General features: G+C 70.3%; 17 protein-coding genes. 9 read left to right on the forward strand and 8 right to left on the reverse strand.

All coding sequences use genetic code 11. The annotated features are described in order from the left end of the window. The first annotated feature begins 93 nt into the window (after positions 1 to 93). Positions 94 to 561 (forward strand): GtrA family protein, encoded by a 468-nt coding sequence (locus I8N67_RS04125; protein ID WP_307835144.1) that lies wholly within the window; start codon positions 94 to 96, stop codon positions 559 to 561. Between the two features lie 96 nt (positions 562 to 657). Then, complete coding sequence (locus tag I8N67_RS04130) at positions 658 to 2,040, forward strand: hypothetical protein (protein ID WP_234045014.1); 1,383 nt, start codon at positions 658 to 660, stop codon at positions 2,038 to 2,040. A gap of 33 nt (positions 2,041 to 2,073) precedes the next feature. On the opposite strand, the gene I8N67_RS04135 is transcribed toward I8N67_RS04130, so the two are convergent. From I8N67_RS04135 to I8N67_RS04165, 7 genes are all read right to left on the reverse strand, one after another. Next, positions 2,074 to 3,777: a PHP domain-containing protein gene (locus I8N67_RS04135; protein WP_200301180.1), complete on the reverse strand. Its 1,704-nt coding sequence runs from the start codon at positions 3,775 to 3,777 to the stop codon at positions 2,074 to 2,076. A 22-nt stretch (positions 3,778 to 3,799) separates the two neighbouring features. Further along, positions 3,800 to 5,641: a LamG-like jellyroll fold domain-containing protein gene (locus tag I8N67_RS04140; protein ID WP_200301181.1), complete on the reverse strand. Its 1,842-nt coding sequence runs from the start codon at positions 5,639 to 5,641 to the stop codon at positions 3,800 to 3,802. A 42-nt stretch (positions 5,642 to 5,683) separates the two neighbouring features. Next, entirely contained in the window at positions 5,684 to 8,638 is a 2,955-nt protein-coding gene (locus I8N67_RS04145) for a glycoside hydrolase family 2 TIM barrel-domain containing protein (RefSeq protein WP_200301182.1), read from the reverse strand. Next, positions 8,635 to 9,408: a carbohydrate ABC transporter permease gene (locus tag I8N67_RS04150; protein ID WP_307835145.1), complete on the reverse strand. Its 774-nt coding sequence runs from the start codon at positions 9,406 to 9,408 to the stop codon at positions 8,635 to 8,637. Before I8N67_RS04150 ends, I8N67_RS04145 begins: the two co-directional genes overlap by 4 nt. A 258-nt stretch (positions 9,409 to 9,666) precedes the next feature. Further along, positions 9,667 to 10,626, reverse strand: a complete 960-nt coding sequence (locus I8N67_RS04155) for a carbohydrate ABC transporter permease (protein WP_200301183.1) — start codon at positions 10,624 to 10,626, stop codon at positions 9,667 to 9,669. Further along, positions 10,626 to 11,912 (reverse strand): ABC transporter substrate-binding protein, encoded by a 1,287-nt coding sequence (locus tag I8N67_RS04160; protein ID WP_200301184.1) that lies wholly within the window; start codon positions 11,910 to 11,912, stop codon positions 10,626 to 10,628. The genes I8N67_RS04155 and I8N67_RS04160 overlap by 1 nt, the downstream gene beginning before the upstream one ends. A 95-nt stretch (positions 11,913 to 12,007) precedes the next feature. Next, the gene (locus I8N67_RS04165; RefSeq protein ID WP_200301185.1) at positions 12,008 to 13,030 is read right to left on the reverse strand and encodes a carbohydrate kinase family protein; all 1,023 of its coding nucleotides are present in this window, start codon (positions 13,028 to 13,030) and stop codon (positions 12,008 to 12,010) included. A 149-nt stretch (positions 13,031 to 13,179) separates the two neighbouring features. On the opposite strand from I8N67_RS04165, the gene I8N67_RS04170 reads away from it, so the two are divergent. From I8N67_RS04170 to I8N67_RS04185, 4 genes are all read left to right on the forward strand, one after another. Then, positions 13,180 to 13,929 (forward strand): DeoR/GlpR family DNA-binding transcription regulator, encoded by a 750-nt coding sequence (locus I8N67_RS04170; protein WP_200301264.1) that lies wholly within the window; start codon positions 13,180 to 13,182, stop codon positions 13,927 to 13,929. Between the two features lie 115 nt (positions 13,930 to 14,044). Continuing rightward, positions 14,045 to 15,382 carry a 6-phospho-beta-glucosidase gene (locus I8N67_RS04175; protein ID WP_200301186.1) on the forward strand — a complete coding sequence of 446 codons (1,338 nt, stop codon included), beginning with the start codon at positions 14,045 to 14,047 and terminating at the stop codon, positions 15,380 to 15,382. Positions 15,383 to 15,490: 108 nt separating this feature from the next. After that, positions 15,491 to 18,538: an alpha-mannosidase gene (locus I8N67_RS04180; protein WP_200301187.1), complete on the forward strand. Its 3,048-nt coding sequence runs from the start codon at positions 15,491 to 15,493 to the stop codon at positions 18,536 to 18,538. Between the two features lie 166 nt (positions 18,539 to 18,704). Beyond that, complete coding sequence (locus I8N67_RS04185) at positions 18,705 to 19,583, forward strand: sulfotransferase family protein (RefSeq protein WP_307835146.1); 879 nt, start codon at positions 18,705 to 18,707, stop codon at positions 19,581 to 19,583. 134 nt (positions 19,584 to 19,717) lie between these two features. On the opposite strand, the gene I8N67_RS04190 is transcribed toward I8N67_RS04185, so the two are convergent. Beyond that, a complete protein-coding gene (locus I8N67_RS04190; protein WP_200301188.1) occupies positions 19,718 to 20,887 on the reverse strand; it encodes an ATP-grasp domain-containing protein in 1,170 nt (389 codons plus the stop codon). A 278-nt stretch (positions 20,888 to 21,165) separates the two neighbouring features. On the opposite strand from I8N67_RS04190, the gene I8N67_RS04195 reads away from it, so the two are divergent. Genes I8N67_RS04195 through I8N67_RS04205 form a run of 3 tightly spaced genes read left to right on the forward strand, consistent with a single transcriptional unit; the run spans position 21,166 to position 23,727 of the window. Then, the gene (locus tag I8N67_RS04195; RefSeq protein ID WP_200301189.1) at positions 21,166 to 22,077 is read left to right on the forward strand and encodes a metallophosphoesterase family protein; all 912 of its coding nucleotides are present in this window, start codon (positions 21,166 to 21,168) and stop codon (positions 22,075 to 22,077) included. After that, positions 22,022 to 22,750, forward strand: a complete 729-nt coding sequence (locus I8N67_RS04200) for a 4'-phosphopantetheinyl transferase family protein (RefSeq protein WP_200301190.1) — start codon at positions 22,022 to 22,024, stop codon at positions 22,748 to 22,750. Before I8N67_RS04195 ends, I8N67_RS04200 begins: the two co-directional genes overlap by 56 nt. Then, the gene (locus tag I8N67_RS04205; protein WP_200301191.1) at positions 22,747 to 23,727 is read left to right on the forward strand and encodes a polyprenyl synthetase family protein; all 981 of its coding nucleotides are present in this window, start codon (positions 22,747 to 22,749) and stop codon (positions 23,725 to 23,727) included. Before I8N67_RS04200 ends, I8N67_RS04205 begins: the two co-directional genes overlap by 4 nt. Positions 23,728 to 23,738 lie beyond the last annotated feature (11 nt).

Consider the following 23,738-nt stretch of genomic DNA (forward strand, 5'->3'; position numbering starts at 1 on the left):
TCCTCAGCCGAAGAAACTCGGCCCATATGGGTTCATAACGCGACACACTACTCATATACGAAAAGGGCTTGCTGAGCCGTTACGCTCTCGTTCGTGTCGATCCTCGCCATTCTGTCGCTGCGTGTGCGGGAGACCGTCCGAGGTGTCTGGCGCGAGGCCGCCAGGTTCACAGTCGTCGGTGCCCTCGCGTTCGTGATGGACAACGGTGGCTACAACCTGCTGGTCTTCGGCTTCCCCGGCGGGGACGCCGGACCGATGAGTGCCGCGCCGATCCAGGCGTCCGTCGTCGCGACGGGTTCGGCGACGGGGTTCAGCTGGCTGGGCAACCGTTACTGGGTCTACCGTCACCGGCGTCGCGCCGAGGTGGCCCAGGAGTTGGCCCTTTTCCTCTTCATCAACATCGTCGGCATCGTCATCACGGCGGGCACCGTCTTCCTGTCGCGGCACCTGATCGGACTCGACTCGGCCCTCAGTGACAATGCCGCTCGTATCTTCGGCTGGGTCGTCGCCACGCTGTTCCGCTTCCTCACCTACCGGCGCTACGTGTTCGTCACGCCCTGAGCGGGGCTCCGACTCCGGCGGACGGCGCACGTCGGCCCCCCGTCCGCGCTGTTAATATCCCGGCATATGAGACATATTCGGTGGTTTCGAGAAGATTTGGGCTGGATCTGGGGGCTGGCCGCCATCGCCGGGGCCTGCTGCCTGGCCACCACCGTCGTCTTCTCCCCCGGGTACATGAGTGCCGACTCGATTTCCCAACTCAAGCAGGCCACCGGGGACGAGCCGCTGAATGACTGGCATCCACCCGTCATGAGTCTGGTCTGGCGCGCGCTCATCGCCGTGACCGGCACACCCGCGACGATGGCCGTCCTCCAGTCCGCCCTTCTCTGGGCGGCGCTCTGGGCGATCGCCTGGTGCGTCTGGGACCTGACCGCGAGCCGCGCGGGATCCCTCGCCGTACTGGGCCTGGGACTGACCCCCCACGTCCTGACGTTCGTCGGAGTGGTGTGGAAGGACGTGCACATGGCGTTCGCCCTGCTCGCCACCAGCGCACTCGCGCTGGCCGGCCGACGCCTGGGAACAGGCCGGTCCACCCTGCGGTGGGTTCTCCTGGGACTCGGTGTGCTCTTCCTCGCCTACGCCATCCTGGTCCGCAAGAACGCGATCTTCGCCGCCGTCCCGGTCTTCGTGATGCTCGTCCTCGCGCTGTGGGGCAGGCCCGGACGCCGGATCTGGCTGATCTCCGCGGCCGCCCTCGCCGTCGGCCTCCTCGTGCCCGGCGTCGCCATTTCCTCCATCGAGCGGCCCGCGCGGACGAGCCAGGGATCGCAGATCATGCTGGACGACCTCCTCCACGTCCTGAGCCCGGACGAACTGCGCTCAGCGGCCGTGTCGCCCGAGCTTCGCGACCGCCTCGCGACCGCGGCGAAGGAGTGCCACCGCATCAAGTCCTTGTCGAACTCCTACTTCACCTGCTGGGAACGCGACACGAACGGTCTGTCCGCCGACTCGGACCAGCTCACGTCCCTGTGGACCAGTGAGATGACCACTCACCTTCCCGGCTACCTCCAGTACCGTCTGCGACTGTTCTCGGAACTGCTCTTCCAGGGCAGCCACGAATACCAGAGCGGGATCATCGCCAACACCGCGGGACTCAGGACATCGCACCCCCGACTCGAGGCCACCCTCGGGACGTACGTCAAGGGTGCGGTCCAGGACCTGCCGTTCCTCTTCGCGGGGTGGTTCTGGCTCGCCGTCGCACTGGTGCTCTCGATCCGACCGGGCAGGGGAAGGTTCTCCATGCCGGTCCGCGCGCTGGGTGTGAGTTCGGCGCTCTACGTACTCGGTTACCTGCCGATCATGCCGGCGACGGACTTCCGCTACTTCTACTGGCCTGCCATCGCCGGCACGCTCGGTCTCCTGCTCTCCTGGCTGGGCCGCGGCGCGCCCCGGCCGCCGGGCGGCTCCGGCGTCACGAACGGCCGTCTCGTCACCCGGCACCGGCCGAAGGACGCCATGAACCGCCCCCTGACCGGCTGACGCGGCCCCCTCGATCCGCCGGTGCGCCGAGGCTCAACTCACGTCGACGAACACGGGGTTCGAGTAGAACCAGGTGTCCTCCCACGGGTCGCCGTCGCCCGGCTCGTGCGGGATCGGGCCGTGCGGGTCTATGGACGCACCCAGGTAGCCGGCCCCGTTGCGGTTGCCGTCGCTGCCTCGCAGACGGACATAGAAGGACTCCTCGCCCGCCGTGAGCGGGACGCGGAGGGTGTAGGTGCCCTCGCGGCCGCTCACGTCCGCCGTGTGGACGACCCTGGTGTCGGGGGCCTGCCAGGTGTCACGGTCGGACACCGGGCCCCGCACCGCGCCCCGGATCACGTCCACGTGGGCCAAATCCGGCAGGATTCCCTGGGTGTTGGGGCGGGAGGCGGCCGTCACGGTGATGTCCAGCGTGAGCTTCTCGCCCTTGCGGACGCGCAGCCGCCCGCCCAGCGTGACGCCCCGGCCGTGGTCGTGCTCGCGCCGCACCCGGACGTCGAGGCCGTCGAGGAGATGGCCGTGGTCCAGCCAGACGCGGCCGGCGCGCATCCCCGCCATCACCGCGCCGTAGCCGTAGCGGGTGACGCCGACGTGCGTGCGGCTGAACTGGCCGGGCCAGAAGTCGCTGCCGGCCTGCGGGCTGTCGGTGTTCACCGGGTCCGGGAGCCTGCCCGTGTTGTCGAAGTTCCGGCCGGCCGGCCAGTCGCCGTTCTTCCAGGTGTCGAAGACGATCCGGTGGGCGTCCGAGTTGGTGGTGATCGAGAACGGCTTGCCCTCGGCCAGCATGGCGTCCCAGAGGCCGCCCACGGTCGCCGTCGACCAGTCGAAGCCGCCGTACGTGAGGTACGCCTGCGCCGGATAACCCGGCCAGGACTGGGCGGACGGCTTGTTCTCGTACTCGCCGCGGATCGAGGTGGCCCCGCGCCAGCCGGGGATCGCCGCGCCCTGGGCGCCGGGCGCGCCCTCCATGCCGATCATGATCTCGGGGGCCGCGTCCCGCCAGTCGCGCATCTCGTGCGGGGAGTCGATGCCGAGGCGCAGCGGGTGGTTGGCGAGGACCAGTACGTCGTCGACGTAGCCCGAACGCCGTTGCCGGGCGAGCCACTTGAGGCCCTTGAGGGCGTGCGCCTCGTTGCGGGCGGTGTCCGCGCCGCCCACGGAACCGTCCGTGTAGCCCAGCAGCTTGCCGTCGTAGGCGCTCTCGAAACGGGTGAGGAGGTCGACCTCGTGCGGGCCGGGCGTCGTGAAGACCGTGCAGTGCTCGGCGGCCGGGATGTACCACTCCAGGCCCTGGAAGATCAGCTGGCGGGGGTTCTCGGCCCTGGCCCTGAGGATCTCCTTGTGCTCCAGCGCGGCGCCGAAGTCGGCGTGCCCGAAGTTGGAGTGCTCGGTGAACACCATCCAGTCGAGGCCGTACCTGGCGCCCGCCGCGGCCAGCTGCGAGAACGTGTACTTGGCGTCATGGCTGTAGACGGAGTGGACGTGATGATCACCCACGAGGTAGGCGAGGCGCGGGTCCTCGCCGCCGAAGCGCCGGGAGCCAGAGGAGGACGCGGAGGCGGCGGAGGCGACCCCCGGCGTGGCCAGGGAGCCCGCGGCACCCAGCGCGAAGGCGGTGCCGAAGAGGCCCGCGCCGCGCAGGAGCCCACGGCGCGAGACGCCCTGGGGGTCGAGGTCGGCGGGGGAGACGGACGGATCGGCCCAGACGGGCAGCTGCTGCTCGGAAGAGTCGGACATGTTCGTACGGTTCCTTCGCGTCTCAGTGGTTCATGAACGACTTGACGGGCAGCGCCCGTTCGACGATGCGGACGTCACCGAGCCGCCCGTGCAGGATCTGGTCGATCTTCCCGCCGTACTCGTAGCCGCCGAGCAGCCACGGAAGACCGACGGAGGTGATGCCGACGGAGGTGGCCTTCGGGTTGCGGACGACCGGGCAGCCCTCGACGTACAGCGTCGTGTGCTCGCCGTCGTTGACGACCGCCAGGTGCCACCAGGTCTCCAGCGGTGTCTCCTGGCCCCAGTTGGTGGCGATGCCCTGCTGGTTGAGCGGGCGCATGGCCCACTGCGGCTCACGGTCGTTCGACAGGGACAGGGTGGCGAGCGGCTCGTCCGGGTCGTCGGCCGTCCTTCCTGCCGCGCCGCCCGTGCCGGTACGGCTGACCAGGCCCGACCAGGCGTGGTGGGAGGGGTCCCAGTCGGCCGGGAGGCGGTAGAACGCCTCGATGGTGTAACCCTTCCCGAACGTCGTCGAGTTGAGCGGGGCGCCGTCGACCGTGCGCAGACAGGCGCCCTTCAGCGGGGACTTGAAGCCCTGGAACTCCAGGCTGCCGTGGCCCGGCTGGTCGGGGTGGTGATCGGCGGACCAGCCCAGCTCACCGCCGCCGACCGAGACAAGGGTGAGGTCGTTGCCGCGTCCGGAGCGGTCGCGGACCGTGCCGGTCACGGTCTGCTCGAAACGCCAGTACGCCACCGTCCCCGGGATCAGCAGCCTCGAGACGGGCCGCTCAGCACGCGCGGGCACCGGCGCGAAGCCGGCGAACCGCTTCTCGAAGTCGATCTCGACCGTGAACCGGTCGACTCCACCGGAGAGTTCGATCTCCTGCCGCTCCAGCTCGCCCAGCTCCTTGGCCGCCCGGCCCAGGATCCAGGGGGAGATCGTCTCCACGTCGATGGTGTTCCGGTCGAGGTCGAAGCGGTACAGGCGGATCATCGCCGCACCGCCGAAGTACCGGTTCTGGTAGTTGGTGAGGTGCAGGTGGACATCGTTGTCGGCGGCGTTCTTCCGCGTCGCGCGCGCCGCCGGCCAGTAGTGCCCGTTCAGGGTGAGGAAGATCTGGTCGTGGCCGTCGATCAGCTGGTCCCACAGCGTCTGCCCGTACGACGAGAGGGAGTCGTCCCCGTCGACCAGCTCGTGCGTGGTGAGGACCACCGGCGTCCTCGGATGCCGGGCCAGCACGTCCTTCGCCCAGGCGAAGCCCTTCGCGGACAGCCGCCAGTCCAGGGCCAGCACCATCCACTGCCGGCCGCCGGCCTCGAAGAGGTGGAAGGAGTTGTAGCCGTCGGGGGAGGCGCCCCCGAAGGTCCGCTTCCCCTTGAACCGGGCGGGCCCGAAGACGTCCAGGTACGGGGTCGGGCCCCGCTGGTCGTCGGTGGACGAGCGGACGTCGTGGTTGCCCGCGAGGACGCTGTAGCCCACCCCCTGCCGGTCGAGCAGCCGGAACGCCTCGCCGATCGCCGCGCACTCCTCCTTCGCGCCGTTCTGGGTGAGGTCCCCGAGGTGGGACAGGAACACGATGTTCTCGTCCCCGCCGTGCTCCAGCAGATAGCACAGCGACGCCTCCACGGGCGCCCTGTCGATGCTCGGCCCGTCGAACAGGTACTGGGTGTCGGGCATCACCGCCAGCGTGAAGCGGCGGCTGCCGGGATCGGGCCGCCGGCCGGCGGCACGGGACTCGGCCGGGGCGGCGTGCGCGGTGGCCGCCGGGAGTGCGGCGGCGGCCGTGGCCGCCGCCCCCATCAGTGCGGTGGCCCGCAGGAAGTTGCGTCTGCCCGCGCCGGCCTGGGCGGCCTCGCCCTGGTCGTGCTCATGCGAAGTACACACAGGTGCTCCGTAGAAGGTGACAACAGCGGAAGGGGGGTGGGGTCAGAGTGCGCGCAGCGTCCACGACCAGCGGTGGACGCCCGGCGCGACGAGATACGACGGCGACGTGTCGGGCCCGCACGACGCCGTGCCCAGCCCCCGGTGCGCCGCGTCGATGTGCACCACACACCCGGGCCGGGGCGCCAGCTCGTCGTGGTGCGTGGCGGCGGCCAGGTCCTCGGCACGGTGACGGGTGACCGAGACCTGCCGGGGCCGGTCCAGCCGTACGGCCAGCACGTGGTCGTCGCCGGTGAGCGAGAAGTGCCGCACACCGTGGCGGCCCCCGCTCTCCTGCGGCCGCAGATAGGGAGTGAGCAACTCGTCCACGAGGGCAGTGTGGTGCCCGACGGGGGCCCCGGCGGCACGGTCCGGATAGCTCTCCCAGGGGCCCTGCCCGTACCAGTCGAGGCGGTCGAAGCCGTCGCCGGTCTCGAACACCGTGCCGACCCGGGCCACGTCCGTCAGCTCCTCGGGCAGCACGGCCGTCTCCTCGACGAGCACCCGGCCGTCCACCAGCGCCGTGAACGCCTGCTCGTGCTCGACGGCCCCGGCACCGGTCAGCAGACGGGACCGGACCCGCACGGTGGAGCCCTTGCGCTCCACGGCGAGGAGTTCCCGCTCCGCGCGGTCCAGGCCCAGTTCGTGCCAGCGCCCGGCCATGCCGCCGAGGACGTCGTTGTCGGTGGGGGCCCGCCACAGGCTCAAGCCCGGCGGCGTGGCGAGCAGCGGGTGCAGCAGCAGCCCGTCCTCGTCCGTCTCCGGCGGCGGGATGTGGCCCGGCACGTCCTCGACGCCCACCACCGGCTCGCCCTCGTCCGCCGCGTACCACTGCACCTGCGGGCAGCACACCTCGTTGCCGCGCGCCGCCCAGGGCTCGTCGGCGGCCGTCGTCACGCGCAGCGTCAGCCAGATCTCGCCGGCCCCGCCGGGCACCTCGGGCCGGTCGATCACCGCCGAGCCGCCGGGCGGTACGGCGGGCAGCTGGGCCGGGACCGTCCAGGTACCGCCGTCGGCCGCCGCGAACTCCCACTCGGCGGCCAGCCACGACAGATCGCGGAAGTGCTGCCTGTTGTGCACCCGCAGCACCCGCCAGGTGCCCTCGCCCTCGACGGACAGCCGTACGGGGGCGGCGATCTCCCGGTGCTCGAACATCACCGGCTTGGGCGTGCGGTCGGGGAAGACGACCCCGTCGGCGATGAAGGCGCCGTCGTGGATGGTCTCGCCGAAGTCGCCGCCGTAGGCCCAGCGCAGGCCGGGGCCCGCGACACCGTTCTCGTACAGCCCGGCGCCCCCACGCCCGGCCGGTCGTCCGTCGTTCACACGCTGGAGAATGCCGTGGTCCCAGAACTCCCAGATGAACCCGCCCTGAAGACCCGGGGTCGCCTCGATGGCAGCCCAATGGTCGGCCAGCGTGCCGTTGCTGTTGCCCATCGCGTGCGAGTACTCGCACTGGATCAGCGGACGGGTCTGCTCGCCCGACAGGGCGTGCGCCACACAGTCCTCGATCGGCGCGTACATCGGGCAGGCGATGTCGGAGGCGTCGTCCGTGGCCGCCCAGTCCAGCTTCGCGGCCCCCTCGTACTGCACCGGCCGCGTCGGGTCGTGGCGCCGCAGCCAGCCCGCCGCCGCGTCGTGGCCCGCGCCGTAGTCGGACTCGTTGCCCAGCGACCAGACGATCACCGAGGGATGGTTCTTGTCGCGCAGGACCATCCGGGAGACCCGGTCCACGAAGGCGCCCAGATAGCGCGGGTCGTCGGCGATCTCATGGGCGTGGTCGTGGGACTCGATGTCCGCCTCGTCGACCACGTAGAGGCCGAGCTCGTCGGCGAGGTCGTACAGAGCGGGGTCGCCCGGATAGTGGGAGGTGCGGATCGCGTTGAAGCCGAACCGCTTCAGCGTGAGCAGATCCTCCCGCATGTCCTCCCGCGACACCGTCCGCCCGGTCAGCGGATGGAAGTCGTGCCGGTTCACGCCCCGGATGTAGACCCGCTCCCCGTTGATCAGCAGGTCCCGGCCCCGGATCTCGACGTCGCGGAAGCCGATCCGGTGGTGCGAGGTGTCGGCGACCGTGCCGTCGGCGCGGTGCAGCCGGACGGTGAGGCCGTACAGCTCCGGGGTCTCGGCGTTCCAGGTCCGTACGTCGGGGACGACCGTCCCCATACGGGCCTCGCCGAGGAAGTCGGAGACCCGCTCGTCCTCGGTGTTGAGCCGGTCGAACCCGGTGTCCTGCGCCAGCGCGAGCCCGTCCAGCTCCCCGCTGACGTACCACCCGGCGGGCAGCGCGCTCGTCCCCGCCGTCGAACGCACCAGGCAGTCCACCCGCAGCTGCCCGTCGCGGTGCGCCCGCACGGTCACGTCCGCGAGATACAGCGGATCGGTGGCGTACAGCAGCACCGGGCGGGTGATCCCGCCGAGCCACCACTGGTCCTGGTCCTCGATGTGCGAGGCGTCGGACCACTTGACCACCGTGAGCCGCACGGTGGCCTTCGCCCCGGGCCGCACCAGGCCGGAGACGTCGAACTCGGCGGCGAGACGGGAGTCCTTGGAGAGGCCGGCGGGCCGCCCGTCCACATGGACGAGCAGCACGCTCTCGGCGGCGCCGACGTGCAGGACGATCCGGCGGCCGGCCCAGTCGGCGGGTATGTCGATCTCCCGCTCGTAGACCCCGGTCGGGTTCGCGGCCGGTGACGCCGGCGGGAACTCGGCCCACGGCATACGGACGTTGGTGTACTGCGGTGGGTCCTCCGCCACGTGGAGGGCCCAGGAACCGGGGAGCCGGGCCCAGGTCCAGGCGGGACCGGGTTCCCGCTCGGGCGAGGGCAGGAGCTGGAAACGCCACCGGCCGTCGAGGGACAGCGCCTGCGCACGCCGGTCGACGGCGCTCATGCGCGACCGCCCCCAGGAGGTCACCTCGGGTGCCTCCCAGGGGCGCAGGGCGATCAGCGGATCGCTCGTCATCCGCGGACGGCTCCCTTCGCGAGGTCTCCGATGATCTGCTTGGCGCCGATGGCGAACACGATGAGCAGCGGGATCAGGGCGAGCAGCGCGCCGGTCATCACGATGCCGTAGTCGGTGGTGCCGTGGGTGCCGTTGAGCTGGGACAGCGCCACCTGGAGGGTCACGTTGTCCGGGTTGGTCAGGGCGATCAGGGGCCAGGCGAAGTCGTTCCACTGGCCCATGAAGGTGAAGATGCCCAGGAAGGCGAGGCCCGGGCGGACCACCGGGAGCGCCACGTGCCAGTACTGGCGCAAAAAGTTCGCGCCGTCGAGCCTGGAGGCGTCGAGCAGTTCGTCCGGGATGGCGCTCTTCATGTACTGGCGCATCCAGAAGATGCCGAACGCGTTCGCCGCGGCGGGCACGACGAGCGCGGTCATCGAACCGATCCAGCCGATCTTCGCCATGAGCACGAACTGGGGGATGACCGACAACTGCGCCGGCACCATGAAGATCACCATGAGCAGTCCGAACAGCGGTCCCTTCCCGGGGAACCTGAACTTCGCGAAGACGAAGGCCGCCAGCGAGTCGAAGAGCAGGACCAGGAAGGTCACCGACACGGCGACCAGCAGCGAGTTCCACATCGACCCGAAGAAGTCGATGGCGTCGAAGAGATTGCGGAGGTTCTCCAGGAAGTGCGTGCCCGGCAGCAGCTTCGGCGGGTACGAGAAGATCTCCGACGAGCTGTGCGTCGACATGATCACGGCCCAGTAGAACGGGAAGGCCGAGATCACCGTGCCGATGATCAGCGGAAGGTGCAGCGCGATCCCTCTGCGGCGGGACCCCTCGGTGACTCCTCCCCCTCGCCAACGAGGGGGCTTCTCACTCGACTCCGAGGAGTTGCGTGACGGCCAAGCCCTGACCGCTGCCGTGGCAGAACGCCAGCCTGCTGCACCGCTTCGCGGCTCCGACACGCGGGATGCCTTTCCCGCCCGGCCTGAACGCCCGGATTTCCACGCAAGATCGGGGATGGATGCCATGACCCGGCCTTCCTAGTCTTCGCCCCGGCGCTGCACGAGGCGCCAGTTGATGATCGAGAAGAGGACGACCACGAGGAAGATGCCCCACGCCACCGCGGCGCCGTACCCGAAGTCGTTGTTGTCGAAGGTCTGCTGGAAGAAGTAGAGGACCATCGTCTGGCCCGAGTGGCCCGGACCGCCCGCGAACGTCGAGTCGTTGGACGAGGTCTGAAGCAGGACCTGGGGTTCGGAGAAGCTCTGCAGACCCGTGACCGTGGAGACGACGAGCACGAACAGCAGTGTCGGCCGCAGCAGCGGCAGCGTGATGCGGAAGAACGTCTGGATCGGACCGGCGCCGTCCATGCGCGCCGCCTCGTACAGGTCGCTCGGGATGGTCTGGAGCCCGGCGAGGAAGATGATGGCGTTGTAGCCGGTCCACTGCCAGGTCATCAGGGCCGCGATGGTGATCTTGATGCCCCACGGTGTGTTCAGCCACGCCACCTGGTCGAGGCCCACGCCCTCCAGCACGGCGTTCACCAGACCGAAGTTGGTGGAGAAGATCGAGCCGAAGACGATGGCGATGGCGACGACCGAGGTGACGTTCGGCAGGAAGTACGCGACGCGGTACAGGCCCTTGAGGCGGACCGCCGAGTTGAGCATCACGGCCGTGACCATCGAGAGGAAGATCATGGGGAAGGTGGCCAGCGCCCAGATGATCAGCGTGTTGCCGATCGAGTTCCAGAAGTCGCTGTCGCTCAGCAGGTACTGGTACTGCGAGAGCCCGGCCCACTCCATCGAGCCGAGGCCGTCCCAGCGGTGGAAGGACAGATAGAGCGAGAAGCCGACCGGGAAGAGCCCGAAGCCGAGGAAGATCAGATAGAAGGGGGAGATCGCGGCGTAGAGGTGCCAGTACTCGCGCCACCCCTTCCTCGGCCCGGCGGGTGCGGGGGCGTCCGACAGGACGACGGGGGGCTTCTCCAGCGCGGTGGCCATCAGTAGCTCACCCCCAGGTGCTTCGCGATGCGACGGCACTTGCTCATGGCGTCACTCCAGGCCTTCTCGGGGTCCTTGCCGAGGACGCCGACGTTCTTGATCTCGTCCTTGACGGGCTGCCCGAGCGCGACGTCGAACGGGCTGTTGTAGGCGACCACGATCTTCTGCGCGGCCGGCCCGAAGATGTCGGTCGTGACCTGGCCGCCGAAGAAGTCGTCCGGCTCCTGGAGCTGCCCCAGGTCGTACGAGGCCGGGGTGGAGGGGAACAGACCCGCGTCGACGTAACCCTGGGCCTGGTTGGCCGCGTTGAGCATCCAGGTGATCATCTCGAAGGCCTGCTCGGGCTCCCGGCACGCCTTGGTGATCGACAGGAACGAGCCGCCGTTGTTGGAGGGCCGCACGGGCATCTGGGCGATCCGATACCTGCCCTTGGTCTTCGGTACCCCGTTCTTGATGTCGAAGGTGGCCCAGGAGGCGCCCAGTTCACTGGGCAGCTTGCCGCTCTCCTTGGCCGACAGCTGGTCCGGGGTGCCGCTGACGAGGTTCGAGACGATCCCGCGCCGTTTGGCCTCCACGGCGAGCGCCCAGGCGTCGCGGACGTGCTCCTGGTCGCCGATGAAGTGCTGGTCCTTGTCGACGTAGCGCTTGGCGCCCTGCTGCACGACGTTCTCGAAGACGGAGTTGACGTCGGTGAGCAGGTCGGTGCCCGGGATCCGCTTCTTGAGCTGCTCGCCCGCCGCGAAGAACTTCTCCCAGGTGTCGAGCTCCTTCGACACGTCGTCGGGCTCGTACGGCAGCCCCGCCTCGCGGAACACCTCGTACTGGTAGAAGTGCGCGACCGGCCCGCAGTCGATCGGGAAGCCGACCATCGTGCCGTCGTCGGCGATGCCCTGGTCCCACTTCCAGGACAGGTACTGGCTCTTGTACTTCTCCGCGCCCAGCGTCCGCAGATCGATGAACTGGTCCGCGTTCGGCAGGTAGGCGGCCATGTCCTCGCCCTTGAGGCCCGCGATGTCGGGGATGTGGGCCCGGCCGGTGATGGTGGTGATCAGCTTGGAGCGGTACTGACCGCCGATCTGGATCGGCTGGAGGTCCACGGAGCCGTCGTAACGCGCCCTCGCGTTCTTGACGACGGTGTCGCTCAGGCCACCGCTCCAGTACCACAGGACCATGTTCCGGCCGGTCGAACCGGTCGGAACGGCACAGCCGGATGCCAGGCCGCCTAGCGCCGTGGCGGCCGTACCGGCCAGGCCCGCGCGCAGCAGGCCTCTTCGTGAGAGCCGCAACGCTCCCACCGCCTTTCGGATCTTTTCGACGTACGAATGTCGACGTGCGAAGGGGATCAGGGGGGACCAGCAAGGGGTGTGGGGGGAGGGGTGGTTCAGCGGGGGGTGGGGTCCGGGGGAGTGACCGGGGCGTACCGCACGGGCGGGCCCGGGTCGCTCGGCAGGCGGTCGGCGAGGAAACCGTAGGCGCGCCTGACCTCGGGGTCGGAGACCGAGTGCCACCAGGCGTGGACGCCGTACCAGCCGGGTGCGGCCAGGGCTCCGCCGTGGTGGCCCACGGAGAGTCCGGCGGCCAGCACCGCGAAACGCAGTCGTTCCGGCAGGGGCCAGCCGCCGAGGGAGGCGGCGACGAAGCTCGCGCCGAAGACGTCGCCGGCGCCCGTCGCGTCGAGCACGTCGACGTCGAGGGCCGGGACCTCCGCGTACTCGCCGGTCGTCTGGTCCACCGCGACCGCGCCCTCGCCGCCGCGGGTGACCACGGCCACCGGCACCAGTTCGCTCAGCGTGCCGAGCGCGGCGACCGCGCTGTCGGTACGGGTGTACGCCATCGCCTCGGTCTCGTTGGGGAGGAAGGCGTGGCACAGGGTGAGCTGGTCGAGCAGGTCGCGGGACCACTGCCGGGTGGGGTCCCAGCCGACGTCCGCGTAGATGTGGGTGCCGTTCGCGGCGGCCTTGGCGAGCCACTCGCGCGGCTCGGCCTCGATGTGCACCAGCGCCGTGCGCGCCTCGGGCGGATCGCCCATCAGCACGTCCTGCGAGTACGGCGGTTCCTGGCCGTGGGTGATCAGGGCCCGGTCGTGACCGTGCGCGAGGGAGACGGTGACGGGGGTGTGCCAGCCGTCCGCGGTCCGCGAGAGGGAGAGGTCGACGCCTTCCTGGCCGGCGAGGACGTCCCGGCAGTACGCGCCGTAGTAGTCGTCGCCGAAGACCGTGGCCAGGGAGGTGTTCAGGCCGAAACGGGAGGCGGCCACCGCCAGGTTGGCGATGCCCCCCGGACCACAGCCCATGCCGTCGGTCCAGATCTCCTCGCCGGGTGTGGGCGGCCTGCCCAGACCCGTCAGCACGAGGTCGTAGAAGAGCAGCCCGGTCAGCAGCACATCGGGCCGGTCGTCGTCCACGCGTGCACCCTCTCGTCGAGACTCTGAAGATCTCTCTTCAAAAGTCTTCAATTTCGGTGCACAGATCGTGCGCGTCTCCGAGGTGTTTGGCAAGAGTCGAGCAGAAGTGAGCATGGAAATGATTGGGAATGACGAGTACTGTTCAGCGGGTGCTGGCAGAGCGAAGACACCAACTCATCCTCCGGGCCCTGCGATCAGGCGGCCCCGCGGCTGTGACCGACTTGTCCGAAGAGCTGGGTGTGAGCCCCGCCACCATCCGGCGTGACCTGGTCAGGCTGGAGGAGGAGGGGCTGCTCACCCGGGTGCACGGCGGCGCGGTCGTCGAGGAGGGCGACCAGCCCTTCGCCGAGGTCGCCGAGGTGCGGGTGGCCGAGAAGGACGCGATAGCGGAGAAGGCCGCGTCGATGGTCCGCGACGGCCAGTCCGTGCTCCTCGACATCGGGACCACCGCGTACCGCCTGGCCCGGCAGCTGCACGGCCGCCGGCTCACCGTGATCACCAGCAACCTGGTGGTCTACGAGGAGCTGGCCGACGACGAGGGCATCGAACTGGTGCTGCTCGGCGGCATGGTCCGCCGCGAGTACCGTTCCCTCGTCGGCTTCCTCACCGAGGACAACCTCCGGCAGCTGCACGCCGACTGGCTGTTCCTCGGCACGAGCGGGGTGCGGCCGGGCGGACAGGTGATGGACACGACCGTCGTCGAGGTCCCCGTCAAACGGGCCATGATCAAGGCCGGCGACAAGGTCGTCCTGCTCGCCGACTCCGCGAAGTTCCCCGGGACGGGAATGGCGCGGGTCTGCGGCCCCGCGGAACTCGACGTGATCGTGACCAACGGGCCGCTTGAGCAGGCGACCCGGTCGTCGTTCGAGGAGGCGGGGGTCGAAGTGGTCACCGTATGACCGCCCCCGGGACGGGAGGGCTGACACGTGTCGGGACGGCCGGCACGGGGCGCCCAAGTCCGCCATCGCGATGGGCGGTCCGCACACATGCACGATCGGCAAAGGTGGTAGTTGCGTGAAGCTGACGATTCTGGGCGGCGGAGGATTCCGGGTGCCCCTCGTGTACGGGGCGCTCCTCGGGGACCGTGCCGAGGGCCGGGTCACCCAGGTCGTCCTGCACGACCTGGACGCCGCGCGGCTCTCCGCCGTCACCCGCGTCCTGGCCGAGCAGGCGGCGGACGTGCCCGACGCCCCCGAGGTGACCGCCACCACCGACCTCGACGAGGCCCTCACCGGCGCCGACTTCGTCTTCTCCGCGATCCGCGTCGGCGGCCTTCAGGGCCGTGCCGACGACGAGCGGGTGGCCCTCGCCGAAGGCGTCCTCGGCCAGGAGACCGTCGGCGCCGGCGGCATCGCCTACGGCCTGCGCACGGTCCCCGTGGCCGTCGACATCGCCCGGCGGGTGGCCCGGCTCGCCCCCGACGCCTGGGTCATCAACTTCACCAACCCGGCCGGACTGGTCACCGAGGCCATGTCCCGCCACCTCGGCGACCGCGTCATCGGCATCTGCGACTCCCCGGTCGGCCTCGGCCGCCGTATCGCCCGCGTCCTGGGAGTCGACCCGCGCGAGGCCTGGATCGACTACGTCGGCCTCAACCACCTCGGCTGGGTCCGCGGCCTGCGTGTCGCCGGCCGCGACGAACTCCCGCGCCTGCTCGCCGACCGCGACCTGCTCGGCTCCTTCGAGGAGGGCAAGCTCTTCGGCGTGGACTGGCTCCGGTCCCTCGGCGCGATCCCCAACGAGTACCTGCACTACTACTACTTCAACCGCGAGGCCGTACGCGCCTACCAGGCGGCCGAGAAGACCCGCGGCGCCTTCCTCAAGGACCAGCAGGCGCACTTCTACGAGGAGATGCGGCGCCCCGACGCCCACGCCCTCAAGGCCTGGGACCGCACCCGCGCCGAGCGCGAGGCCACCTACATGTCGGAGAACCGGGAGACGGCGGGCGCCGGCGAGCGCGACGCCGACGACCTCTCCGGCGGCTACGAGAAGGTCGCCCTCGCCCTGATGCGGGCCATCGCCCGCGACGAGCGCACCACCCTCATCCTCAACGTCCGCAACAAGGGCACCCTCTCCGTCCTCGACTCCGAGGCCGTCATCGAGGTGCCCTGCCTGGTCGACGCCAACGGCGCCCACCCGGTCGCCGTCGCCCCCCTGCCCGACCACGCCACCGGCCTGGTCTGCGCGGTCAAGGCGGTCGAACGCGAGGTACTGGCCGCCGCCGAGTCGAGTTCCCGTACGACCGCGGTGAAGGCCTTCGCCCTGCACCCCCTGGTGGACTCGGTGAACGTGGCCCGCCGCCTGGTCGAGGGGTACACGGCGGTGCACCCTGGCCTTGAGTACCTGAAGTAGGCTCCCGCCCGGAAAGCGCTTTCCCCAGCTCCGCCCGGATCTGTCCTCCCTCCGCTTCGATCTGTCCTCCCCCTGCTTTCTGCTCCGCCGCCTCTCTGGAGACCTCCCATGCATGACGAACGCCGCCGGATCGAGGAACGCGTAGCGCGCGTCCACAACCAACGCATCAAGCCCGCCGTCTACGCCGCGACCGTGCCCTTCGAGGTCGAGGCCTGGCAGGCGCCGGGGGAGCCCGTCCCCTTCGCGGAGGCCGGGGCCGCCCCGTACACGCCCTTCGCGATGGACACCCCGTGGGGTCCGCCCTGGGGGACCACCTGGTTCCGGATGCGCGGACAGGTGCCCGCCGAGTGGGCGGGCCGCCGGGTCGAGGCGGTCATCGACCTCGGGTTCATCGGCGACTGGCCCGGCAACCAGGCCGAGGCCCTGGTCCACCTCACCGACGGCACCCCGCTGAAGGCGGTCAACCCGCTCAACCAGTACGTGCCGATCGGCAACCCCGTCCGGGGCGGCGAGAGCATCGACTACCTGGTCGAGGCGGCCTCCAACCCCGACATCCTCGCCGACAACTTCGACCACCCCACCCCGATGGGCGACGTCCTGACGGCCGGCGACAAGCCGCTGTACACCTTCCAGCGCGCCGACCTCGCCGTCCTCGACGAGGAGGTCTTCCACCTCGACCTGGACCTCCAGGTGCTGCGCGAGCTGATGGTCCACCTCGGCGAGCACGAACCCCGCCGGCACGAGATCCTGCACGCCCTGGACCGCGCCATGGACGCCGTCGACCTCGACGACGTCTCCGGCAGCGCCACCGCCGTCCGCGAGCTCCTCGCCCCCGTCCTCGCCAAGCCCGCCCACGCCAGCGCCCACACGATCTCCGGTGTCGGCCACGCCCACATCGACTCGGCCTGGCTCTGGCCCATCCGCGAGACCAAGCGCAAGACGTCCCGCACCTTCTCGAACGTGACCGCGCTGGCCGACGAGTACGAGGACTTCATCTTCGCCTGCTCCCAGGCCCAGCAGTACGAATGGGTGCGCGACAACTACCCGCAGGTGTGGGAGCGCATCAAGAAGTCCGTCGAGAAGGGCCAGTGGGCGCCCGTCGGCGGCATGTGGGTGGAGTCCGACGGCAACCTGCCCGGCGGCGAGGCCATCGCCCGCCAGTTCATCCACGGCAAGCGCTTCTTCATGGAGAACTTCGGCATCGAGACCAAGGGCGTCTGGCTGCCGGACTCCTTCGGCTACAACGCCGCCTACCCGCAGCTCGCCAAGCTCGCCGGCAACGAGTGGTTCCTCACCCAGAAGATCTCCTGGAACCAGACGAACAGGTTCCCCCACCACACCTTCTGGTGGGAGGGCATCGACGGCACCCGCATCTTCACCCACTTCCCGCCGGTCGACACCTACAACGCCCGCTTCAGCGGCGAGGAGATGGACCGAGCCGTCCGCAACTACCAGGAGAAGGGTGGCGGCACCCGCTCCCTGGCCCCCTTCGGCTGGGGCGACGGCGGCGGCGGCCCCACCCGCGAGATCATGGAACGCGCCCGGCGCCTCGCCGACCTGGAGGGCTCACCCAAGGTCGTCGTCGAGCACCCCGACGAGTTCTTCGCCAAGGCCCGCGCCGAGTACGAGGACGCCCCCGTCTGGCACGGCGAGCTCTACCTCGAACTCCACCGCGCCACCTACACCTCCCAGGCCCGCACCAAGCAGGGCAACCGCCGCAGCGAGCACAAGCTCCGCGAGGCCGAGCTCTGGGCGACCACGGCCGCCCTGCACGCGCCGGGCTACGCCTACCCGCACGACAAGCTCGACCGGCTCTGGAAGACGGTCCTCCTCCACCAGTTCCACGACATCCTGCCGGGCTCCTCGATCGCCTGGGTGCACCGCGAGGCGGAGGCGGAGTACGCGCGTGTGGCGAAGGAGCTGGAGGAGCTGACCGCCGAGGCGGTGGCCGCGCTCGGCGCCGGTGACGCCCGCGTCTTCAACACCGGCCCCCGCGACCGCGCCGAGGTGGTCCGTACGCCGGCGGGCGCACCGGTGTACGTACGGGTGCCCGCGAGCGGCAGCGCGCCCCTCGTCGCCGCCGAGCCCCCGCACCCCGTCACGGTCTCCGGCCGGGTCCTCGACAACGGCCTGGTCCGGGTCGAGCTGGCCGAGGACGGCACCCTCGCCTCGGTTCGCGACCTCCGCGCCGACCGCGAGGTCCTCGGCGACAAGGGCAACCTGCTCCGGCTGCACACCGACCTCCCGAACTACTGGGACGCCTGGGACGTCGACAAGCACTACAAGAACCGCTACACGGACCTGCTGGACGCCGACTCCGTCACCGTCGTCGAGGCGGACCCCCTCGTCGGCGCGATCCGCGTGGAGCGCTCCTTCGGCAAGGGTTCGCGGATCACCCAGACGATCACCGTGCGGGCCGGCAGCCCCCGGATCGACTTCGAGACGGACATCGACTGGCACGAGGCCGAGAAGTTCCTCAAGGCCGGCTTCCCGATCGACGTCCGCGCGGCCCACTCCTCCGCCGAGATCCAGTTCGGCCACATCCAGCGCCCCACCCACACCAACACCAGCTGGGAGGCGGCCCGCTTCGAGGTCTCCGGCCACCGCTGGGTGCACGTCGCCGAGCCCGGCTACGGCGTCGCCGTCATCAACGACTCCACCTACGGCCACGACGTCTCCCGCACGGTCCGCGAGGACGGCGCTACGACCACCACGGTCCGCCTCAGCCTGGTCCGCGCGCCGCGCATCCCGGACCCCGAGGCCGACCAGGGCAAGCACCGCCTCACGTACTCGCTCCTGCCCGGCGCGAGCATCGAGGACGCGGTCGCCGAGGGGTACGCCCTCAACCTGCCGCTGCGCGTCGCGGACGCAGCGGGCGCCCCGGCGCCGGTCGTGTCCGTGGACGGCGACGGAGTCACCGTCGAGGCGGTCAAGCTCGCCGACGACGCCTCCGGCGACGTCGTGGTCCGCATCTACGAGTCCGGCGGCGGCCGGGCCCGGGGTGTGCTGCGCACCGGCTTCCCGCTCGCCGGCGCCCACATCACCGACCTGCTGGAGCGCCCGCTCACCGAGGCGGCCACGGAGGGCGACGGCGTCCCGGTGACGCTGCGCCCCTTCGAGGTACAGACGCTGCGGCTGGCGGTGGGGAAGCGGTGACCCCGCTTCCCATCAAAAATTAAGAGGAGCGTAAAACAGCTGGTCGCGGCGGGTGTGATGCCCGCCGCGACCCTTGCGTGTTCCCTCCCCGACATCTGGAGTTCGCCCGCTACCCCTGTGATACGTGGCAACGCGACAGTGCGAGGAAAAGTTGTGAGGTGTCATCGTGCGAGACCCGCGCATGTCCGCGATCGGCAAGGGGCTGCGGCGCCGCGGCAGGCTGATCGCCGAGGCGGTGAGCCCGCCGCGCAAACCCCTGGACGCCGTGCCCGCACCCCGCGGCGAGCTCCCCGAGGAGCCGCCGTACGTCGCTCCCCGCGCGCCCCGGCTGGTGGACGCGCCGGTGTTCGTCCTCTCCTCGGTGCGCTCCGGCTCGACGCTGCTGCGGGTCGTCCTCAACAGCCACAGCGAGATCCGCGCCCCGCACGAGATGCATCTGCGGACCATCCACGTCCACCTCTCCCGCGACTTCACCGCGGACGCCATGAAGGCGCTCGAACTCGACAAGTCCGAGCTGGAGCACGTCCTGTGGGACCGCCTCCTGCACCATGAACTGACCCGCAGCGGCAAGCGGGTCATCGTCGACAAGACCCCGCCGAACACGCTCATCTGGCCGCGGCTGCACCGATGTTGGCCGAACGCCCGCTACCTCCTGCTGCTGCGTCACCCCGGCGCCGTCCTCCAGTCCCTCACGAGCCGCCGCACGGACCCCGACCACGAGGCGATCCTGGCCGAAGTCCTCTCCTACAGCGAGAAGTTGGAGGAGGCCCGCCAGAACCTCCCCGTCCACGTGATCACCTACGAGGACCTCACCGCCGAGCCCGAGAAGGTCACCCGGGGCATCTGCGACTACCTCGGCGTCGCCTGGGAGCCCGCGATGCTCGACTACGGAACGAAGGATCACGGCACGTTCCGCCCCCAGCTCGGCGACTGGTCCACCACGATCAAGTCCGGCCGCATCCAGCCGGCCCGCGGGGCGGACCCAGGGGTGGAGCTGCCGCCGCGGTTGCGTGAGCTGGCGAAGGCTTGGGGGTATCCGGGGTAGTTCGGCGGGTGCGGGTGCGTTGTGGTTGCTCGCGCAGTTCCCCGCGCCCCTGAAAGGCAGGGGCTGCGCCCCGTGCTTTTCGCTTTCAGGGGCGTGGGGAATCCGGGGTAGAAGGGGCAACGCCCCTTGGTCGGTCAGACCGCCAACGGCCGGTCGGCCGACGGCTTGCACGCAGTGGGGGCCGGCGCCGGGGCCGGGGCGAGCGCGTCCGGGTTCGCGGCGCCGAGCCCCCGCACCTCGGCGACCTGCTGCGGCAGAGTGACCGGCCGCACCGGCCGCGTCCCCGACACCACCGTGTAGTCCTGCCCCAGCCGAGTCGGCACCACATCCCCGGGCTCCTCGCCGAGGGCCAGCTGAACAGCCGCCCAGGGCGCGTTGACCCCGCACAGCGCGAGCTGGTGCAGACCGCCCGCCGGACGCGTGTTGACGTCCATGAGGACCGGCTCGTCGCCGTACATCCGGAACTGGATGTTCGTCAGATAATGCAGCCCGAACTGCCCCGCGATCCGCCGCGCGGGCTCGATCCACGCGGGGTTGAGCGTGAACCCGCGCCGCCGCCCGTTCTTGGTGCGGCCCACCGCCATCCGGACCCGCCCGTCGGGGCCGGTCAGGCAGTCGACGGACACCTCCGGCTGTTCGAGGCGCGGCATCACCATCCAGTCGACTTTCTCCTCCTGCTCCTGCTCCTCCTCCTCGGCCGCCCGCATCGCCTCGACGACCATGTCGAGCTGCACATACGGGGTCGGGAATCCGCTGAGGTGAGCGAGCGAGAAGGGGGCGCGCGTGACGACGCGGAAGCCCACACCACCCGCCCCGGCCGCCGGCTTGAAGCACGCCCTGTGGCCCCCGGCCTCCAACTCCTCGACGGCGACGACGAGTTCGTCGGCATTGGTGACCCGGTACCACGGCGGCACCGGGACCCCGTGCGCCTGGACCGCCTCGTACGCGGTCACCTTGTCCTCGAAGACCTCGATGGCTTCGGCGGTCGGTGCCAGCAGGGCCGTACCGACGGCCGTGAACTCCTCGCGGTGCGCGGCGATCGCCGCCTGGTGCAGCCGGGGCACGAACACGTCGATGCCGCGCTTGGCGCACTGGTCGAGCGCGTACTCGACGTACGCGGCGGGGGAGAGGCCCTCGGGCTCCAGGTCGGCGGTGTCGGCGGCGGCCAGTACGGGAGAGTCGGCGTCGCCGTGCGTGGCATGGATGTCCACCGGACGAGCGTGCGGATTATGTCGCAGCTGATCCATGAAGAAGACGTTCTCCGCGTACGTGCGGTTGAGCCAGACGCGTACGCGAGAGACCATGCAGGCCGCCTTTCTACGGTTCGCGGGCACGGCGGAGCAGGCCGTGCCCGGCCAGGGGGGATGGAGGTACGCCGAACCGCCGTACGCGAAACAGAGGGCGTGGCGGTGGTGTAGGACGGATCATACGGCCACTCGGACCCCAGCATCTGTCACGCGCGTGTTAATCCTTGGCACGGTGGGTCTGCCGGGGCGTGTCCAGCCCGTCGGCAGGTCGCTCTTGTCCGCCGGTACGCACATGTGTTCTCGTGTTGATATTCGGTGTTCGGGAGGGAGTACGGGTGGACTCGACGGTCGGCCGTCACGGGAATCTGCTGGCCATCAGCGATCTGCATATCGGTTATCCCGAGAATCGCGCCCTGGTCGAGAGGATGCGCCCCGAGACCGACGACGACTGGCTGCTCGTGGCCGGTGACGTCGCCGAGACCGTCGCCGACATCCGCTGGGCCCTGCGGACCCTCGCCGGCCGCTTCGCCAAGGTCATCTGGGTGCCGGGCAACCACGAGCTGTGGACCCACCCCCGCGAGACCGTCCCGTACCGGGGCGTCGAACGGTACGAGCACCTCGTCGCCCTCTGCCGCGAACTCGGCGTCGTCACTCCCGAGGATCCCTACCCCGTGTGGGAGGGACCGGGCGGCCCGGTGGTCGTCGCGCCGCTGTTCCTCTTGTACGACTACTCGTTCCTGCCCAAGGGCTGCACGACGAAGGAAGAGGGGCTGGAGTACGCGCACGGCACCGGTGTGGTCTGCACCGACGAGCACGTCCTGCACCCCGACCCGTACCCGAGCCGCGACGACTGGTGCCGGGCCCGGGTCGCCGAGACCGAACGCAGGCTCGCCGCGCTCCCCGCCGACCTGCCCACGGTGCTGGTCAACCACTACCCGCTCGACCGGCACCCGACGAACATCCTGCATTACCCCGAGTTCGCCATGTGGTGCGGCACCGAGCTGACCGCCGACTGGCACCGGCGCTTCCGCGTCGAGGTCATGGTCTACGGCCATCTGCACATCCCGCGGACCACCTGGCTGGACGGTGTCCGCTTCGAAGAAGTGTCCGTGGGTTACCCCCGCGAGTGGCGTCCGCGCCCGGGACCCCCGGGACAGCTGCGCCGCATTCTGCCGATGGAGGTCGGAGCCGGTGATCGAGGAGCTGCTCCCGGGGTCGGTCGTGGTCGTGGAGGCGTACGCCTCTGACGCGGCCGCGGAGGGGATCGAGCTGTATCCCGAGGAGGAGGCGGTCGTGGCCCGCGCGGTGGCGAAACGGCGCCGCGAGTTCACCGTCGTGCGCGCCTGCGCCCGGCGGGCCATGGAGAAACTCGGCGTGGAGCCGCGCGCGATAGTGCCCGGCGAGCGCGGCGCCCCCGGCTGGCCGGACGGGCTGACCGGCAGCATGACCCACTGCGACGGGTACGCGGCCGCCGCGCTGGTCCGCTCCGCCGACCTGGCCTCCCTCGGTATCGACGCCGAACCCCACGACGTCCTGCCCGAGGGCGTTCTGACGGCGATCGCGCTCCCGGCGGAGGAGGCCCGACTGCGCCGGCTGACCGCCGAGCACCCCTCGGTCCACTGGGACCGGCTGCTGTTCAGTGCCAAGGAGTCCGTCTACAAGGCGTGGTTCCCGCTCACCGGACGGTGGCTGGACTTCTCGGAGGCCGACATCGAGGTGTCCGTCGATCCGGCCGGCCGCTCCGGCGGGCTGCGCGCCGAACTCCTCGTGCCCGGACCGGTGGTGGACGGCCGCAGCGTCGCGGCCTTCGACGGACGCTGGGCCGTCGGGCGGGGGCTGGTGGCGACGGCGGTTTCGGTTCCCTTCCCGACGTTCCCGACGTTCCCGACGTTCCCCACGGAAAACGAGGATGCCAGGTGAACTCCCCCTCCCTTTCGGACTATGCGGATCTGCACAGACAGGTCTCGGCGGACATCGACGCGGAAATAGCGGCCGCTCTGGAAGGCCTCGGACCTTCGTCCGGAGCCGTACGGAAAGCGCTGTCCGGGCTGCTGGGCCACCAGCAGATGAAATACCCTCTGTCCGTACTCCCGATGCTCGTGCACGCCGCCGAGACGGGTGCCCCGGGACCGGCCGTTCCCCTGGCGGCCGTACATGTCCTGTGGTGGACCTCCGCGTGCTATCTCGACGACCTGGCCGACGGGAACGGCGCGCGCATCCCCGACGGACTCGGCGTGGACGAGGCGCTGTTGGCGTCCGTCCTCAGCGGACAGGCCCTGCCCATCAGGATCGTCCAGGCCCAGCCGGTGCCGGACGCGGTGCGCAACGCCCTCACCGGCGAGATCGTCGACTGCTGGTTCGGCGCGGTGGAGGGCCAGCTGAGAGACCTGCGCGGCGACCCGGCGAACGCCTCGCGGGACGCGATCGGCGTCGTCTATCGCCAGAAATCCGGTGCGCCTTTCGGAATGATCACGGCGATGGCCGCGATCCTTTCCGGCACCGGTGCCGAACGGACCGGACTGTGGCGTGAATTCGGCGAGGTGTTCGGCATTCTCTGGCAGCTCTTCAACGACCAGGAGGACATTCTCTCCGGCCGCGACGAGGATCTGCACAACGGCACGGTGACCCATCTCCTCGCCTGTGCAACGGAGGAAACGCCGCCCGAATCCAGGGCGCACCTGGTGGAACTCGGCGCCGCCGCACGGAGTTCCGAGCAGGCCCGGGCGGAACTCAGAGCGCTGCTGCTCGCCCCCGCCGTCCTCCGCCGCTTCGAGAAGGACCTCTCCGCGTTCCGCGACGACGCGTACCGCGTGCTCGGTGAACTGGGTGGCGACGAGGCGTACTTGCCCGCCCTGCGGAAGCTCGTGGACCAGGCCGCGGGGATGCACCTGACGTAGGGGGGACGCAC

Source organism: Streptomyces adelaidensis, assembly GCF_016598475.1.
Lineage (GTDB): Bacteria > Actinomycetota > Actinomycetes > Streptomycetales > Streptomycetaceae > Streptomyces > Streptomyces adelaidensis.